The organism is Halobacillus sp. KGW1 (assembly GCF_001592845.1).
Taxonomy (GTDB): Bacteria; Bacillota; Bacilli; order Bacillales; family Halobacillaceae; genus Halobacillus.
In genome coordinates, this window is the sequence record NZ_LSOC01000002.1 from 1201517 (window position 1) to 1217021 (window position 15505).

The 15505-nt window shown below is 46.1% G+C and carries 22 protein-coding genes; 1 reads left to right on the forward strand and 21 read right to left on the reverse strand.

Features of this window, described 5'->3' with window-relative positions:
• Positions 1-2: 2 nt before the first annotated feature.
• The 19 genes from AXG56_RS06825 to AXG56_RS06915 all read right to left on the reverse strand — a co-directional run bounded on the left by AXG56_RS06825 (position 3) and on the right by AXG56_RS06915 (position 13298).
• Positions 3-239 (reverse strand): exodeoxyribonuclease VII small subunit, encoded by a 237-nt coding sequence (locus AXG56_RS06825; protein WP_008637088.1) that lies wholly within the window; start codon positions 237-239, stop codon positions 3-5.
• On the reverse strand, positions 236-1582 hold the full coding sequence (gene xseA / locus AXG56_RS06830) for an exodeoxyribonuclease VII large subunit (protein ID WP_062513743.1): 1347 nt from the start codon (positions 1580-1582) through the stop codon (positions 236-238). Before xseA ends, AXG56_RS06825 begins: the two co-directional genes overlap by 4 nt.
• 12 nt (positions 1583-1594) lie before the next feature.
• Complete coding sequence (gene folD / locus AXG56_RS06835) at positions 1595-2452, reverse strand: bifunctional methylenetetrahydrofolate dehydrogenase/methenyltetrahydrofolate cyclohydrolase FolD (RefSeq protein ID WP_008637076.1); 858 nt, start codon at positions 2450-2452, stop codon at positions 1595-1597.
• A 23-nt stretch (positions 2453-2475) separates the two neighbouring features.
• On the reverse strand, positions 2476-2853 hold the full coding sequence (gene nusB, locus AXG56_RS06840; protein WP_008637074.1) for a transcription antitermination factor NusB: 378 nt from the start codon (positions 2851-2853) through the stop codon (positions 2476-2478).
• Positions 2854-3012: 159 nt separating this feature from the next.
• Positions 3013-3414: an Asp23/Gls24 family envelope stress response protein gene (locus AXG56_RS06845; protein ID WP_008637072.1), complete on the reverse strand. Its 402-nt coding sequence runs from the start codon at positions 3412-3414 to the stop codon at positions 3013-3015.
• A 14-nt stretch (positions 3415-3428) separates the two neighbouring features.
• Entirely contained in the window at positions 3429-4787 is a 1359-nt protein-coding gene (accC, locus tag AXG56_RS06850) for an acetyl-CoA carboxylase biotin carboxylase subunit (RefSeq protein WP_008637070.1), read from the reverse strand.
• Between the two features lie 16 nt (positions 4788-4803).
• Positions 4804-5301 (reverse strand): acetyl-CoA carboxylase biotin carboxyl carrier protein, encoded by a 498-nt coding sequence (gene accB, locus AXG56_RS06855; protein WP_026577221.1) that lies wholly within the window; start codon positions 5299-5301, stop codon positions 4804-4806.
• Between the two features lie 143 nt (positions 5302-5444).
• Positions 5445-5990, reverse strand: a complete 546-nt coding sequence (locus tag AXG56_RS06860; RefSeq protein ID WP_235601470.1) for a SpoIIIAH-like family protein — start codon at positions 5988-5990, stop codon at positions 5445-5447.
• A gap of 15 nt (positions 5991-6005) precedes the next feature.
• A complete protein-coding gene (gene spoIIIAG / locus AXG56_RS06865) occupies positions 6006-6635 on the reverse strand; it encodes a stage III sporulation protein AG (protein ID WP_008637064.1) in 630 nt (209 codons plus the stop codon).
• A complete protein-coding gene (gene spoIIIAF / locus AXG56_RS06870) occupies positions 6628-7230 on the reverse strand; it encodes a stage III sporulation protein AF (RefSeq protein ID WP_008637063.1) in 603 nt (200 codons plus the stop codon). The genes spoIIIAG and spoIIIAF overlap by 8 nt, the downstream gene beginning before the upstream one ends.
• A 13-nt stretch (positions 7231-7243) precedes the next feature.
• A complete protein-coding gene (gene spoIIIAE, locus AXG56_RS06875) occupies positions 7244-8422 on the reverse strand; it encodes a stage III sporulation protein AE (protein WP_062513746.1) in 1179 nt (392 codons plus the stop codon).
• A 14-nt stretch (positions 8423-8436) separates the two neighbouring features.
• Positions 8437-8829, reverse strand: a complete 393-nt coding sequence (gene spoIIIAD, locus AXG56_RS06880) for a stage III sporulation protein AD (protein ID WP_008637061.1) — start codon at positions 8827-8829, stop codon at positions 8437-8439.
• Between the two features lie 3 nt (positions 8830-8832).
• The gene (gene spoIIIAC, locus AXG56_RS06885; protein WP_008637060.1) at positions 8833-9039 is read right to left on the reverse strand and encodes a stage III sporulation protein AC; all 207 of its coding nucleotides are present in this window, start codon (positions 9037-9039) and stop codon (positions 8833-8835) included.
• A gap of 17 nt (positions 9040-9056) precedes the next feature.
• Complete coding sequence (spoIIIAB, locus tag AXG56_RS06890; protein ID WP_026577219.1) at positions 9057-9566, reverse strand: stage III sporulation protein SpoIIIAB; 510 nt, start codon at positions 9564-9566, stop codon at positions 9057-9059.
• The gene (gene spoIIIAA, locus AXG56_RS06895) at positions 9511-10488 is read right to left on the reverse strand and encodes a stage III sporulation protein AA (protein WP_062513748.1); all 978 of its coding nucleotides are present in this window, start codon (positions 10486-10488) and stop codon (positions 9511-9513) included. The genes spoIIIAB and spoIIIAA overlap by 56 nt, the downstream gene beginning before the upstream one ends.
• A 156-nt stretch (positions 10489-10644) precedes the next feature.
• Positions 10645-11202: an elongation factor P gene (efp, locus tag AXG56_RS06900; RefSeq protein ID WP_008637056.1), complete on the reverse strand. Its 558-nt coding sequence runs from the start codon at positions 11200-11202 to the stop codon at positions 10645-10647.
• Between the two features lie 18 nt (positions 11203-11220).
• Positions 11221-12282 carry a Xaa-Pro peptidase family protein gene (locus AXG56_RS06905; protein ID WP_008637053.1) on the reverse strand — a complete coding sequence of 354 codons (1062 nt, stop codon included), beginning with the start codon at positions 12280-12282 and terminating at the stop codon, positions 11221-11223.
• 2 nt (positions 12283-12284) lie between these two features.
• Positions 12285-12740: a type II 3-dehydroquinate dehydratase gene (gene aroQ / locus AXG56_RS06910; protein WP_008637050.1), complete on the reverse strand. Its 456-nt coding sequence runs from the start codon at positions 12738-12740 to the stop codon at positions 12285-12287.
• Positions 12741-12782: 42 nt separating this feature from the next.
• Entirely contained in the window at positions 12783-13298 is a 516-nt protein-coding gene (locus AXG56_RS06915; RefSeq protein ID WP_008637049.1) for a YqhR family membrane protein, read from the reverse strand.
• Positions 13299-13611: 313 nt separating this feature from the next.
• Here AXG56_RS06915 and AXG56_RS06920 point away from each other — a divergent pair, with 313 nt between their 5' ends.
• Entirely contained in the window at positions 13612-14013 is a 402-nt protein-coding gene (locus AXG56_RS06920) for an SA1362 family protein (protein WP_062513750.1), read from the forward strand.
• Positions 14014-14040: 27 nt separating this feature from the next.
• Here AXG56_RS06920 and AXG56_RS06925 read toward each other — a convergent pair whose 3' ends face one another.
• Both AXG56_RS06925 and mntR read right to left on the reverse strand, forming a co-directional pair.
• Positions 14041-14928 carry a patatin-like phospholipase family protein gene (locus tag AXG56_RS06925; RefSeq protein WP_008637046.1) on the reverse strand — a complete coding sequence of 296 codons (888 nt, stop codon included), beginning with the start codon at positions 14926-14928 and terminating at the stop codon, positions 14041-14043.
• 120 nt (positions 14929-15048) lie between these two features.
• Complete coding sequence (mntR, locus tag AXG56_RS06930) at positions 15049-15480, reverse strand: transcriptional regulator MntR (RefSeq protein WP_062513752.1); 432 nt, start codon at positions 15478-15480, stop codon at positions 15049-15051.
• Positions 15481-15505 lie beyond the last annotated feature (25 nt).

Genomic DNA, 15505 nt, shown 5'->3' on the forward strand with positions numbered 1-15505 from the left:
GTTTATTCTTCCTCCTGGACGGAGAATGGTACAAATTCGCCATGCTCATTCATTATTTTCTGCATCTGCTCTTCCACATTGCCCAATTTCTCGCTGCATAATTTAGAAAGCTTCATACCATCCTGATAATATTGGATAGCTTTCTCCAGAGGGACCTCCCCCGTCTCCAATTTCTCTACAATGCCTTCTAACTGGTCCATCGCTTCTTCGAAACTGAGTTCATCTTTCTTCTCGGTCATTTTTCATCCTCCTTCACAGCGGTTACGTGACAATTAATGCTTCCATCCTGCACCTTAAGCGAGATTGCTTCCCCTTCTTTGACTTCAGAAGTCTTTTTTATGACCCCGCCCTGGTCGTTGAACGGGATCGCATATCCGCGTTTCATGATTTCCAGCGGGTTGAGGAGCGTCAACTTGTCTATGTGATTGTGGAAACGATCTTTTTTCGTTTTAATGATCTGATCCATTCTGGTGTTCAGCTGTTTTTCTGTCCGTTGGAGAGCTCGGGACCCGTCTCTGATTTTCATTTCCGGTCCCTGTTGACGGAGTCTCCTCGTCAAGGAAGTCCACCGCTCCAGCGTCTGTGTCCTGTTCTGTTCAAGCCTGCGCGTCAATCGTTCGAGCATCCTGTCAAGATCCTGCTCCTTCTGTCTGAGCAGTTGTTCCGGATACTTAAAGGCATAGGATTTCTTGATGCGTTGAAGCCTTTGTAGAGACTCATCTTTCTTGACGATCATGGATCGATTCAAGCGGCGCTGCCGTCCTTGAACGGTCTCTCTCAGTTCTACAATCGACGGAACAGCTAATTCCGCTGCGCCTGTCGGAGTCGCAGCCCGGACGTCTGCCACGAAATCCGCAATGGTGGTATCCGTTTCGTGACCGACGGCAGAAATAACAGGGATCCGGGAATCAGCAATTTCTCTCGCGACCTGCTCTTCATTAAATCCCCACAAATCTTCAATCGAACCCCCGCCCCTGCCGACAATCAACACGTCGCAGTCGAGGTGTTCGTTTGCATAACGGACTGCCTGAGCGACAGAGTCTGCCGCTCTCTCGCCCTGAACAAGAACAGGAAGAATAGAGACAGGAACAATTGGGTAACGCCTCTTTATTGTCGTCAAGATGTCTCTTACAGCTGCTCCGGTTGGAGAAGTAATGACACCGATATGTTTCGGATATGTAGGCAGAGGCTTTTTTCTCTCTACATCGAATAAGCCCTCTTTTTCCAATTTCTCCTTCAATTGTTCAAATGCAAAATACAAAGCTCCGATTCCGTCCGGCTGCATTTCCTTGATATACAATTGATACTGCCCCATCGGTTCATAGACGTTAATTTCACCTTTAACAAGTACGTTCATCCCATTTTCCGGAACGAACTTTAACGACCGGTTGCTGCCGGCGAACATGACTGCCTGAATACGCGCCTGTTCATCTTTCAAGGAAAGATACATGTGGCCGCGGCTGTGATGCTTAAAGTTAGAGATTTCCCCCCGCAGCCACACGGTTTTCAGATGAGGATCTCCCGACAGCTTCCGCTTAATGTACTTCGTAAGTGCCGTAACCGTTAAATATTGATCGCTCACAGTAAAATCCCCTTATTGATCGTAGTGATGGATGCGCTTGGCCGCTTTAATTGTATTATGGAGAAGCATAGTGATCGTCATAGGGCCGACTCCTTTTGGTACAGGAGTAATGTGGGAGGCTACTTCAAGAGCGGATTCGAAATCAACATCTCCTGTCAATTTCCCGTCCACCCGGTTCACACCGACATCAATAACGACAGCACCTTGTTTAATATCATCCCCGGACACAAGAGAAGCTTTCCCAGCTGCTACGATGAGTATATCTGCTTGTTTCGTATGATAACGTAAATCTTTTGTCCGTGAATGGCAGTGGGTCACGGTCGCGTTTTTATTAAGAAGGAGCTGTCCCACCGGCTTGCCGACGAGGTTACTTCTCCCGACGATAACGACGTGCTTCCCTTCCAAATCAATGTTTGCTCGTTCAAGCATGACAACAATTCCATAAGGGGTGCATGGGAAAAAGGTGTCTTGACCAGTCATCATTTTCCCAACATTTGAAGGATGGAATCCATCGACATCTTTTTCAGGAGCAATAGCTTCGATGATCTTCTGATCTGAAATATGGTCAGGAACCGGCAGTTGAACGAGGATCCCATGAACCGTTTCATCGTGATTCAGACGATCGATCAGGGACAGGAGTTCCTCCTCTGTCGTTTCTTCTGGAAGCTCAATCAAATCAGAATCCAGACCGACTTTCTCTGAAGCGCGCTGCTTCCCTTTGACATAGGACATGGATGCAGGGTCTTCCCCGATTATGACAACAACCAATTTAGGATGAATCCGGCTTTCGTTTAAAGTACGTACTTCTTCTTTCATTTCCTGACGTAATTCTTCCGCTAACTGATTACCGTAAATAATTTCTGCTGACATTTTCCCATTCCCCCTTGTTTGTGTTAAACCATTTTCGATAGAACGCCGTTGACAAACTTACCTGAATCTTCTTCACCGAAGATTTTAGCAAGCTCAATGGCTTCGTTGATAGCGACCTGAGTCGGCACATCTTCCTTGTAGCGCATTTCGTAGGCTGCCATTCTGAGTACCGTCTTTTCCACTTTTGGAAGACGCGGCAGTGTCCAGTTATCCAAATGCTCAGAGATCCATCCGTCCAGCTCGTCCCTGTTCTTCATAACACCGTGCACCAGGTCATGAAGGAAGGGGTCTACTTCCTGATCTTCGATTACGTGCCGGATCGCCTCATCGGTATCGATTTCACTCGTAATCGTTTGGAAAAGCGCCTGAAAGGCTTTTTCGCGTGCTGTGCGTCGTTTCATTTTCATTCTCCTTTAAGTAATATCCGTTTGCATAATAACATTTTAGCGGAATAAAAGCTATCAGAACAGGAATGTTCGATGATGACAGAACATTTCGATTTTTCCTCTGCAAAAAAAGAAAAATCAGAAAAGGAGGACCCCTTTCTGATTTTTAACTCATTAAATTTCTTCCATATCTGTATCTTCTTCTTTTGTCTCCATCTGGACGCCTACAATATGAACATTGATTTCGCTGATATCCAATGCCGTCATATTCTTCAACGCCTGACGGGTGTTATCCTGAATCTTTTGAGCGGTATCAGGTATAGATATTCCATAGTCCATGACGACATAGGTGTCGATTAAGATACCTTCTTCCGTCAATTCGACTTTCACACCTTTTCCGTGATTCTTCTTGCCGAGGCGCTCTGCTACTCCGGAGGCAAAGTTCCCGCGCATAGAAGCGACACCAGCGACTTCTGAAACAGCAATTCCGGCAATGACTTCGATCACTTCCGGTGCAATCTCGACGTTACCGAGAGTCGAGCCGTCTGTGACATTTAACAATTGCTTTTCACTCACTACGATCACTCCCCTTAAGATTCATCCTTCATTATAGTATATTTCTCCAGGAACTTTGTATTAAAGTCTCCGCCTACAAAAACTTCGTGTTCCATCAAGCGCTGATGGAAAGGAATAGTTGTATGAACGCCTTCAATGACGAACTCATCGAGGGCACGCTTCATGCGACGAACCGCTTCATCACGATCTTTTCCGTATGCGATCAGCTTAGCGACCATGGAATCATAATAAGGAGGAATGCTGTAACCCGGGTAGGCAGCTGAATCGACACGCACACCAAGACCGCCTGGCGGAAGGTACATCTCGATCTTACCTGCAGAAGGCATAAAATTCTTCGCTGGGTTTTCGGCATTAATACGGCATTCAATTGCCCATCCGTCAAAAGTAATATCTTCTTGTTTAAAGCTTAGTTTTTCATTATTAGCAATCAAGAGCATTTCTTTAATCAAGTCGACGCCCGTCACCATTTCTGTAACCGGGTGTTCTACTTGAATCCTTGTGTTCATTTCCATGAAATAGAAAGAGTCCGCTGCCTGATCAAAGATAAATTCTACCGTGCCCGCTCCAGAGTAGTCGACAGCCAATGCGGCTTTAACAGCTGCATCTCCCATCTTTGCACGCATTTCTTCAGAAATTGCCGGAGAAGGCGTTTCTTCTACAAGCTTCTGAAGACGGCGCTGGATGGAACAATCACGCTCTCCTAAATGGACGGCGTTTCCATGATTGTCCGCCAACACCTGGATTTCCACGTGACGGAAATCTTCAATGAATTTCTCAATATACACACCAGGATTACCGAAAGCCGTTTCCGCTTCCTGCTGCGTCATACGGATTCCTGTTTTCAGTTCTTCTTCATCACGGGCTACCCGGATACCTTTACCACCGCCGCCGGCAGTCGCTTTGATGATAACCGGATACCCGATTTCTTCTGCGACCTTCAGGCCGGCTTCCACATTTTCAATGATTCCTGCAGATCCGGGAACAACCGGTACACCTGCTTCTTTCATTGTTTCTCTCGCTACATCTTTCGTACCCATCTTCTGGATAGCATAGGCGGACGGTCCGACGAAGGTGATATTGCACTCTTCGCACATTTCCGCGAATTCGGCGTTTTCCGCAAGGAAGCCGTACCCCGGATGAATGGCATCCGTACCTGTCGATGTCGCGACACTCAAAATATTTGTATAACTCAAGTAGCTGTCTTTACTGAGTTTAGGACCAACACAGTAGGCTTCATCCGCCAACTGCACGTGCAGAGCTTCTTTATCGGCCTCCGAGTAAACGGCAACCGTCTCTATACCCATTTCTTTGCAGGCACGGATGATCCGAACTGCGATTTCTCCTCGGTTTGCAATCAGAACTTTTTTAATCAAACGTCTCATCCCCCGATTACTTAGACTTTACACGGAATAGCGGTTGTCCGTATTCTACGAGTTCACCGTCTTTGACGAGAATTTCGACAATCTCTCCAGAGACTTCCGCTTCGATTTCGTTAAACAGTTTCATCGCTTCGACGATACATACTACGGAATCTTCTTTCACTTCATCCCCGACCTTCACATAAGCTCCCTGATCCGGTGACGGTGATTGATAGAACGTCCCCACCATTGGTGAAGTCACTTCTGCATCATAGTCCGCTTTTGGAGCCGCCGCCTCTTGTTGGGCAGCCTCAGGTTTGCTTTCCTGCTGTGGTGCAGCCTGAACAGCTTCCGGCTGTGCTTCTGGAACTGCTTGGACCGGCTGTGAAGTTTGAACCGGTGCAGAAACGACTTGTCCCTGCTGTTTCTTCATTGTTACTTTCGTTCCGTTCGTTTCATACTCGAACTCATCGATATTAGATTGATCAATTAGTTTAATGATTTCACGGATTTCTTGTACCTTTAACATATGTGGCACCCCTTTATGTAGTTAACTTTTTATAACTGGTACTAATAACTCCTCTTAACATTCTATTATAAAGTACCACATCCCTGCAACTTGCCTTCTGTTATACGTGAAAAAACCCGCTCCTAAAGGAACGGGTTTCGCTCTTATTTACTGGATGGCTGGAATTGAACCTGGACTTTCTTCTCTCCAAATTCATCGGATACCATCTTATTGATCTGATTGGCTTCTGTCTTGGTTAATTCATCCGCCTGAACCGTCACATGGACGACTTCATCTTCGGCCCGGACGAGAACATCATCATATTCCGCGCTGGCAAGAATGGTATTTTCAATGATGGATTCCTTAGACTGGTTCGACTTGATGGTTTCCATTTTCTCCAAGGCATCATTCTTCTCCTGAGTGGTGAAATCACTGGAAGCAACAATCTCGGACAGCTGTTCTTGCAGCTGATCGCGTTCGTTCTGCATATCCAGACGAATAGCAGAAAACAATTCATCTGTAGACATCTGGGAAATAGAGGCACCGTCACCACTCGTCTCTACGTCTTCTGCATTCTCCCCTGTCATCTCTGCCCATTCATCTTCCTGAATAAATGCCATTTCACCATTATCCGGGGAGGTCATGTAGTAGACGCTCAGGACGATCAACAAGCTCAACATCGTTAACAACCATACTGTTTGTTTTTTCACCAAGGGAATCCCTCCTTATTTTTTAGGCAGCACCGAAATACGGTGGGTAGGAACATCCAATACTTTAGAGACCGCCTCCACAACCCAGGCTTTCACTTTCATTTGATCCACCCCTTCAGCGGTCACAAATACGCCGCTTACTTCCGGTTTGGATGTCTGGGTGAGCAGCGGTACTTCCCGGTCTCCTTGCCTCACGAGCACTAGCTGCTGTTCACGAGAATAATCCTCAATTTCCCTTTCGCCTCCGTTCTTATCGTTTTCTTTCGTCGTCTGCTTCCCGATGATCAAGTTCTTGTCATACACTTTTTTATGAGTGGAGGATAAATTGATCATAATATCAACATTGCTCACCCCTTGAATATTTTCGAGCAGCGGAAGGAGCTGCTTCTCATATTCCGTCTCCAGTTGTGTGATGGAATCGGTCATTTCTGCCCCTTCCGCAGCCGCCTGACCGGTACCTGCCTGCTGGGCTGTACTCTGCTCCAGATCGCCGGGAGACGGCTGGTCCGAAGACTGAAACCAGTTGCTCGTCAGGATGATCAACACCCCGATAATTCCGAGAGCGATCAAATATTTGGGCTTATGGAGCTTTCTCCCTTCTTTACTAGACAAAGGTTGCAACAGCTTCTTCCACCATTTATCCATTCTCTTCCTCCCAGCGGATATCAATTTGTTCTTTGTCCAAGTCTAATTGTTCGGCCACCCATTGTTGAATTTCTTCATCGTTTCCCCGAGCTTCCGTTTGCTTTTCCTCTTTGATTGAAATGTCCACCTCTTCCACCGCTTCTCTTTCCTTTTCACTGGAAAGAGTTAAGGTCAACTTGTCCAACGTCTCCATGCCGTAGGGCTCCTGATAAAAGCTCATTTCCACATCAGCGAGAGTCATTTGATAGTTTTCCTCCAACGGTTGTTCCAGCTCGGCAGATAAAGCTTGGGTAACTTGTTCTAATTTATATGCATCTTGTCCCTCGAGTATTTCCTTTTTCTTCGATTCTATTTCTTCATCAAGCATCTCTCCATCCACTTGTTCGTCAAGCGCTGCATTCGTCTCCCTCATCAACACTTCAGGATCGACGTTCAATAACCGGAAAAGAGGCCCGAGGAAGATCAGCAGCAGAAGGATGGACATGACGAGCCTGGCATACTTCTTCATGACCCCGGAAGGCAAGAGCGCATCTGCTACAATCGCCAGAATAAGAAACAGCACAATTCTCGTAATCCATTCTACGAAAGCTTCCAAACTTAAAGCCCCCTTACCTGATCATCATCGTTATATTACTAGCTGCAACCATAATGACAATTACAAGAAAGAACATCATCGAAACCATCAGCAATGCTGCAAATATATAAAAAATGTGCCGGCTTACAACAGCCATCGCCTCAATAACGGGACCATCTCCAAGCGGTTGCAGAAGTGCGGCAGCAATTTTGTAAATAATAGCAATGGCGAGTACCTTCAAGGCCGGGAAAATGGCAATTCCAAGCAGAATAACCACTCCGGCAATTCCTAACGTATTCTTCAGCACAAGGGATGCGCCTAAGATCGTGTCCGTAGCATCTGTAAACAGACGGCCGATTACCGGGACGAAATTACCGGTAACGAACCTTGCCGTCTTCATAGTAATTCCGTCCTGCACAGCGGTAACCGTCCCCTGTACAGAAATGACACCTAGAAAGATAGTTAAAAACACGCCCATGACAGCAAGCCCCGTTTTCCTAAGCAGTTCTGCAAGCTGATCGACCTTGTAATCATCATTCAACGTACCTACAATAAGCAGGAGGGCAGAGGATGCAAACAAAGGGATCAACAAATATTTCACAAGCAGTCCGCTTGATTGCACAAGTGCAATAATGATCGGATGAAAGAAAGATATAGACATAAGGTTCGTGAATGAAGCCATGATCCCGAGCAACAGAGGCAGTAGACCAATCATGAAACTGCTCATCCGTTCGATTGTATCCAGCGTATAAGTAATCACCTGCCGAAAGCTCTCCAAAGCCAGCGTGATAAGCACAAGATATATGACCATGTAAGCAATTCTGCTGACAACAGAGTTCTCGAAGGCCGACTGAATGGACCGAAGCAGGGTACTGAATAACGTAAGGAATAACAACGTTGCCAAGAGCTTCCCATTGACCATCAATTCCTGAAAAAAGAACTTCAAAATACCGGAATACCATTTCGACGCTTCGATTGTGCTCTCTTTGTCAATGAAATCCCTGAAATTCTCCCCGTTGAAAGCCGGGAGATACTCCCCATACTGCCGTTGAACATCCAGCCAGTTCTGTTCGAGCTCGTCCACCGATAAGTGATCAAGCATATCCGACCCATCATCCGTTTCTACCGAGGATGGAGAGGGGGATGCAGAGGAAACAACAGGGAAGCTCCCCCAACATAGACAAAGGAAAATCACGGCAATTATCTGTTTCATTGCACCCCTCCTCTTCATGCCCCTGGAATGAATCCGATAATCGTCTCAATAACGGCCGTGATGATCGGGATGGCCAGCATTAGAATGAACAACTTTCCAGCCAGTTCTACTTTGGATGCCAGGGCGTTTAATCCTGCGTCGCGAATCAACTGGGCACCGAATTCCGCAATATAGGCGATGCCGATTATTTTCAGGATGGTTTTGAAATAAACCGGCTCTACCTGCGCCTGGTTGGCCATATAGGATAACAGAGAGAAAATGTGCTGTATTTGATCAAGGATCGTCAGAAAAATAATGAGGACCGTAAATAATAACAGCAGGAAAGCAATCGTCGATTTGTGTTCCTGAAGCAGGATGATCAAGAGTGCCGCGACCAGTCCTAAAGCAACGACTTGAATAATATCCATGACCTACCCTTGATATAGAAATACCGATTTGATTTGCTGAAAAAGATCGGCCAAACGATGGAGAACGATAAATAATACGATAATGAAACCGGTCAGCGTGACAGCTTGCGCGATTTCCTCTTTCCCCATCTGTTTTAAAATACTGTGAATCATTGCTACGATTATCCCGACACCGGCTATTTGAAAAAGGATCGTTGCATCCTGAAGCACAATGTTTCGTCCTCCTTTTACATAATTAAGATTATGACTAACAGACCACTCAAAACTCCCATCCCTCTTGCCATCTTCTGGTACTGCTCCACCCCTTCCATTGCCTCATGAAGCTCTCTGTCTAGATGATGAAGGGTCAGCTGAATCTGTTTCTGCTGCTGCTCCAAGTCATGCTGTCCAAGTGTCCTTCCAAACTGATGAAGAATTTCCAGTTCCGTCTTACCAAGTGCATTCTGTGACCAGTGCCTTTGAAGATGTCCTGACCACCATGAAGGAAAATCATCGCAGTCATCTATATTCTCCACCATTTCTTGAAAGAACCGAGCGATCGGGTCCGGCAGCTGTTTCGATAAGTTCTCACATACTTCCCACAAAGACGAATGTCCGAAGACCATTTCTGCTTCTATCATCTGAAGAGCACTCTTCCACTGTCTGATTTGGCCGGGCCGCTTACGAAAACGAGAGGCGATGTCAAACCCTGTCCACGTGGTGACAGTCAGAATAATGACGGCTCCGATCCACTGCACGATCATCCCATCCTTTCCATCCCGCCAGCTTTTTGCCGGATTCATCCAGAATCACTACGCCTCCATTTCTTTCCGGAGACATTCGTTCCAACACAACATACCGTTCAAAGACTTGTTCCTCGACCAAGCTTCGTGCCGAAGGGCGTTTCCTCACGCCATCCAACGTCCGGCCATGTATACTGCAAATGACTTGTACACCGGTGTAAGAAGCTTCCCTGACGGCATCCGCATCCTCCAGACCGCCGATTTCATCGACGATGAGGACGTCGGGCGACATGGAACGGATCATCATCATCATTCCGGCTGCTTTCGGACAGCCGTCCATGACGTCCGTTCTGACTCCTACCTCCAACTGGGGGACGCCTCTTAAACTTGCAGCAATTTCAGAACGCTCGTCCACGACTGCCACCTTGCACCCCCGGTATCCCGTATGATCCGAACCAATCCATTTGCTTAAGGCCCGGAGCAGGGTCGTTTTTCCTGAATGGGGAGGGCCGATAATCATCGTGCTTTTCCACCTTCCATCTGCATATAAAAACGGGAGGAGATAAGAGACCTGTCCAGCCACTTCTCTAGCGACTCGGATGTTCATGAAAGTGATATGCTTTAATGTATCGATCCGGTGTCCGGAAGTGTTCACCTTCCCTGCCAGACCGACTCTATGTCCACCTTCAATCGTCAAGAACCCTTCTTTCAGTTCATCTTGGAGCCGATAGAGAGAAAATTGGCTGATCTGGTTGAGCACAAAGGCAAGGTGTTCCGCTGTAACGATAATTCCTTTCACACTGGTATGGCTTGCTCCATCTAACACTTCTAATGGATGATTGACCCTCAAGCGAATTTCCTGCACCTTCCCCCAGGAAACATCATTCATCAGAAATCGTTGGAAAGAAGGAGGAAACAATCGGACAATCTCTTTCATTCCTCTCCCTCCTTTAATTGGTTTACTTCATATGTATGCCTATACTTCCGGGTTATGACAGGTGAGAGAAGAAAAAATAGAGGTTTAATAGAGGATTCTGATAGAGCTTAAGGAACAAAAAAAACCCTTCCCGCATGGGAAGGGCTGCAGCATGCATTAAGCACGCGAAACGTATTTACCTTCAGTTGTGCTGATAAGCAGTACATCTCCTTCATTGATGAAGAAAGGTACTTGTACGGACAATCCGGTTTCCAGCGTAGCCGGCTTCGTACCGCCGCTTGCTGTGTCCCCTTTGATACCAGGTTCCGTTTCAGTTACCGTCAGTTCAACGTTCTTCGGAAGCTCTACTCCGATCACTTCACTCTGGTAGGACTGAATTTGGACTTCCATGTTTTCTTTCAAATAGTTTAGTTCTGTTTCAATCGTTGCACCAGGAATCTCGACTTGCTCATATGTTTCCATATCCATAAACGCATGCATGTTCCCATTTGCATAGAGATACTGCATTTTTCGGTTTTCAATATGAGCACGCTCTACTTTTTCTCCACCACGGAACGTTTTCTCCGTAATGTTGCCGTTACGAAGGTTACGGAGTTTTGAGCGGACGAATGCGGCACCTTTTCCAGGCTTGACGTGCTGGAACTCCATAACCTGCCAGATATTACCATCCACTTCGATTGTTAATCCTGTTCGAAAATCGTTTACTGAAATCATGATGATTCCTCCTTTAAATTACAACGTGATCAATTCTTTGGTTGTGGTGTTCAGGCGTTCATTACCGGTCGCAGTGACGATCAGATCATCTTCAATCCGACATCCACCTACCTCAGGAATATAAATACCAGGTTCCACCGTAACGACCATGCCCTCTTCGAGAATCTGATCCGAACGGAAGGAAAGCCCCGGCCCTTCATGGACATCAAGACCTATTCCATGACCTGTCGAGTGTCCGAAGTAATCGCCGTATCCTTTTTCCTTAATATAATCACGACACAATGCGTCTGCCTGTCTACCGGTTATGCCTGCTTTTATTCCTTTCATACCTCTAAGCTGCGCCTCTAAAACTGTATCATAAATGTCTCTTAGCTTATCGCTGATTTCACCGACAGCGACTGTCCGTGTCATATCTGAGCTGTAACCTTTGTATACAGCCCCGAAATCAAGAGTGACCAGCTCCCCGGATTGAATCGTCTTCTCAGAAGCCGCTCCGTGCGGTAATGCGGAACGGTAGCCGGATGCGACGATGATATCGAAGCTTGAGGAAGCTGCTCCCTGTTTACGCATGAAGAACTCGAGTTCATTTGATACATCTATTTCTTTGACACCAGGCTTTATGTAATTGAGGATATGTTCAAAGGCATCATCCGCAATCTTGACGGCATCCTTTAATATACTAATCTCCTCATCCGTCTTTATCAAGCGTAATTTTTCAATCAACCCGGAAGTCGGAACTAGTTCCGCGCTTAATGCTTGTTTATACTGCTCATATTGACTATATGTAACATAATCTTTTTCAAAGGCGATTTTATGAAGGTTTAACTGCTGGGATAGTTCCGCAACCGCCTCGTGGAGCGGTTTCTTATGTTCAACGATACGAAAATCAGGCGCTTCGTTCCCTGCCTGTTCCGTATATCGGAAGTCCGTGACAAGAACGGACTCTTGTGCTGTAATCAGTAGCGCTCCTGACGACCCCGTAAACCCAGACAAGTATCGTCTGTTCATTTCACTCATGACAAGAATCCCGTCTAATTCCCGGGAGGCAACAGCCTTCCTTAGACTTGACAACTTACTCATAATTAATTTCTCCCTTCCTTTTCTATCTTGTCAATAATCCCCATTACGGCAAGGCGATATCCATCGATACCGAATCCGACGATTTGACCCGCACAAACAGGAGCCAGCATGGATGTGTGCCGAAACGTCTCACGGCTGTGTACATTGGATATATGAATTTCAATCACAGGAGGGGTAATAGCACTGATCGCATCCCTCAGGGCAATACTTGTGTGTGTATAAGCAGCCGGATTAATGATGATCCCCGCAGCCTTTTCCTCAGCAAGCTGTATGCGATCAACCAACTCTCCCTCGTGATTCGACTGAAAGTCCTCTACTTCATACCCGGCTTCCCATGCCGTGTCCTTCACTAATTGAACGACATCCTCCAGCGTGTCGTGCCCGTAAGTATCGGGCTCTCTCTTGCCGAGCATGTTCAAGTTCGGACCGTTGATCAAGAAGATTCGTTTATTCCCCATTCCTAGACCCCCACTAAACGATTCAATTACAGTTCCAGTTTATCACACTCTCCCCTGCTTTGAATAAGATTTCGAAGTCTCGCTCGACTCTCTATACTCATAAGAAATGGAATACCCTATGAATACGCCGTATAAAATAAATAAACAGCCCGTCGTCACCCACGTATCGCTGTCCATCTCCAAAAAGGTTGGCACCGCCGGAAAGACCGGTGTCAGAACGAGGAATACTACGGCCCAGATTATCCCTCCGTACAACATCCCCGGCCAAAGTCCATTTTTGTTTTTAAGTAAAAAATAATAGACCAGCGCGGTTAGAATGGATAGGATGCCTGTAAGCAGGATGGCAAGTACTTCCGAGAGCCACGTCCCCGTCCAGTCCGTTTGAAAAAAAGACCGAAAGAAGAAGGAAGCGGCGGACACTTCGGCGAAATGGAAGTAATAAGCAATTGTTCCCAATCCACTCCACAATATTCCCGCTACAAAACCTGTAATCAACGCTTTTCCTAACACACTCTGCTGTGGTTCTTGCTGTCTTTGATCTTTCTGTTTATCTGCCATTTCTCATACCTCCTATACTCATTTTAACCAACCGCTATTATTTCATGCCTGAGCACGGGCAAATGCTGGAGATTAAGGGAGGAATGTTATAAAATAAAGGTACGACCCTCCATTGGAAAACCCTGAATGTACAGATGAATAAGGCAGACAATATTTGCATAAAACGATGAAATAAGGAAACAATTTGAATAACACATATAAGCACACAAGAAAGCATTTTCCATGATAAAGATGTCCCTGTTTAGGGTATAGACAATCAACGGGTGTTTCAGAAGATGACCCATGACCCTTATATTAGAAAGGAGGAACATATATGCGTAAGTGGATGACTCCTGTCATGTACACGCTCATCGGCCTTGCTGTCTTCTTCGTGGCTGTCCAGCTGTTCACCAACACATCCAGCTTTCTGAACTCCATCCTGATGATGGTCGGTTTCGCCGTATTGATCTATGGTGCTATTTATTTCCTTTTCCTCCGCAACCGAGGATTTGGAGGCGGCGGGAACCGTAATGAGATGAAGAAATATAAACAAGCGGTTAAACAATCCAAACAAAAGTATAAACAGCCTGCTCCTGTAGTTAAGAAGAAAACAGTAGTCAAAGCACAAAGCAAGCCTTCCCCTTTAGGTAAGCGCGGAAGAAAAAGAAGCAGCGGTCCACAGCTTCGCGTTATAGAAGGAAATAAGAGCAAAGACAAAAATCGAGCCACTTTTTAATGGCTCGATTTTTTCATGTATTCTTATTCATCTGCTCCAACGCTTAAGGAACTTCCGCGCATGGACATGCCCGAGTTCAATTAGAGCTTCCTTCTCCGCGTCCGATAAATGGAAATCAGTGGTTTCCACATCATTTACCGGAATGAAAATAACGTCTTTGCTCATCGTTTTGGAAATGTAGCGTGCATCATGTGCCTGCTGCATCGTCTTAAAAAGGGCGTGGAACATTTGTATCGCATTGCTGATTTGCTGCTCCGGCAGTTTATCCGGTTCGTCACTCAGCTTCATTCCGATGATAGGCCTCGTACGGCATCCGTCGGCTTTTTCCCATATCCATAATGGAAAGTTGCTCAAAACCCCTCCGTCAATAATAAAAGACTTCCCCCGTTTGCCATGAATCTTGACAGGAATGAAAAAATAAGGGAGGCCTGAACTCATCCGAACGGCTTTCGCTACAGAAAAGGTGGCAGGATCAATCCCATAGACTTTCTTTAGATCATCGGGCAGAACTACAATCCTTCCAAGGGTCAAGTCGGAACAGATGACCTTCAGGGAACCTTCAGGGAGGTCTGCGAACGTCCGTATTCCTTTCTCCTCCAGCCATTCAGACAGTAGCGCTTCCAGCTTGTTCCCCTTATATAACCCCATCCGGAAATAGAGAAGCAGCCACTTCAAGAAGGGGAAGAGCCGGTCTGTAATCGACACATCTACCAATTGTTCAAAAGAGAGTTTCTCCACTCGTTGCCTTATTTCTGTCGAAGTGAATCCAGCTGCTGTCAGCGATGCCAGAATCGCTCCGGCGGAGGTACCGGCCAGACGACGGAATTTGTACCCTTGTTCCTCGAGCTCTTCCAAGGCCCCGATAAACGCCAGAGCCTTTATGCCGCCTCCCGAAAATACTCCATCCACTTTCATACTGCCTCACCCCACTTTAGTTCATTATAAACGCGACAAATGGAATTTAGAACAACCGGGACCTAATCCCTATGTAATAAAAAAAGACGCATGGAATCTTTCCAAGCGTCTCTTGATGTCTTATTCTTCATTTTGTTCTTCATTCTTCTTCTGCACTTCACGGAGGGCCTTCATACGTTCAGGGTTTTCATCAAAGTACTGCACCAAATCTCCAATCCTGTCGATTGAATTCCAGCTCATATGGTGCTCAATCCCTTCCACATCCTCGTAAATGTTCTCATGATCGACCCCTATGATTTCAAGAAACTGCTCCAGTAATTCATGTCTGTACACCAGTCTCTTTCCTACTTTTTTCCCTTTAGACGTCAGAATCAAACCCCGGTATTTTTCGTAATTCAAGTAGTGATCGCGGTCCAGTTTCTGCACCATTTTGGTGACGGATGACGGGTGAACCTGGAGATTCTCTGCGATATCCGACACGCGGGCATATCCTTTTTCTTCTATTAATATATATATTTGTTCAATATAGTCTTCCATGCTTGGTGTTGGCATGATGAACCCCCAATTACCATTGTAT

Coding starts and splice junctions, on each gene's coding strand:
- AXG56_RS06825 (WP_008637088.1), bottom strand. CDS start 239: ATGACCGAGAAGAAAGATGAACTCAGTTTCGAAGAAGCGATGGACCAG.
- folD (WP_008637076.1), bottom strand. CDS start 2,452: ATGTCAGCAGAAATTATTTACGGTAATCAGTTAGCGGAAGAATTACGT.
- nusB (WP_008637074.1), bottom strand. CDS start 2,853: ATGAAACGACGCACAGCACGCGAAAAAGCCTTTCAGGCGCTTTTCCAA.
- accB (WP_026577221.1), bottom strand. CDS start 5,301: ATGTTAAAGGTACAAGAAATCCGTGAAATCATTAAACTAATTGATCAA.
- spoIIIAG (WP_008637064.1), bottom strand. CDS start 6,635: ATGGATAAATGGTGGAAGAAGCTGTTGCAACCTTTGTCTAGTAAAGAA.
- spoIIIAE (WP_062513746.1), bottom strand. CDS start 8,422: ATGAAACAGATAATTGCCGTGATTTTCCTTTGTCTATGTTGGGGGAGC.
- spoIIIAD (WP_008637061.1), bottom strand. CDS start 8,829: ATGGATATTATTCAAGTCGTTGCTTTAGGACTGGTCGCGGCACTCTTG.
- spoIIIAA (WP_062513748.1), bottom strand. CDS start 10,488: ATGAAAGAGATTGTCCGATTGTTTCCTCCTTCTTTCCAACGATTTCTG.
- efp (WP_008637056.1), bottom strand. CDS start 11,202: ATGATTTCAGTAAACGATTTTCGAACAGGATTAACAATCGAAGTGGAT.
- AXG56_RS06905 (WP_008637053.1), bottom strand. CDS start 12,282: ATGAGTAAGTTGTCAAGTCTAAGGAAGGCTGTTGCCTCCCGGGAATTA.
- aroQ (WP_008637050.1), bottom strand. CDS start 12,740: ATGGGGAATAAACGAATCTTCTTGATCAACGGTCCGAACTTGAACATG.
- AXG56_RS06915 (WP_008637049.1), bottom strand. CDS start 13,298: ATGGCAGATAAACAGAAAGATCAAAGACAGCAAGAACCACAGCAGAGT.
- AXG56_RS06920 (WP_062513750.1), top strand. CDS start 13,612: ATGCGTAAGTGGATGACTCCTGTCATGTACACGCTCATCGGCCTTGCT.
- AXG56_RS06925 (WP_008637046.1), bottom strand. CDS start 14,928: ATGAAAGTGGATGGAGTATTTTCGGGAGGCGGCATAAAGGCTCTGGCG.
- mntR (WP_062513752.1), bottom strand. CDS start 15,480: ATGCCAACACCAAGCATGGAAGACTATATTGAACAAATATATATATTA.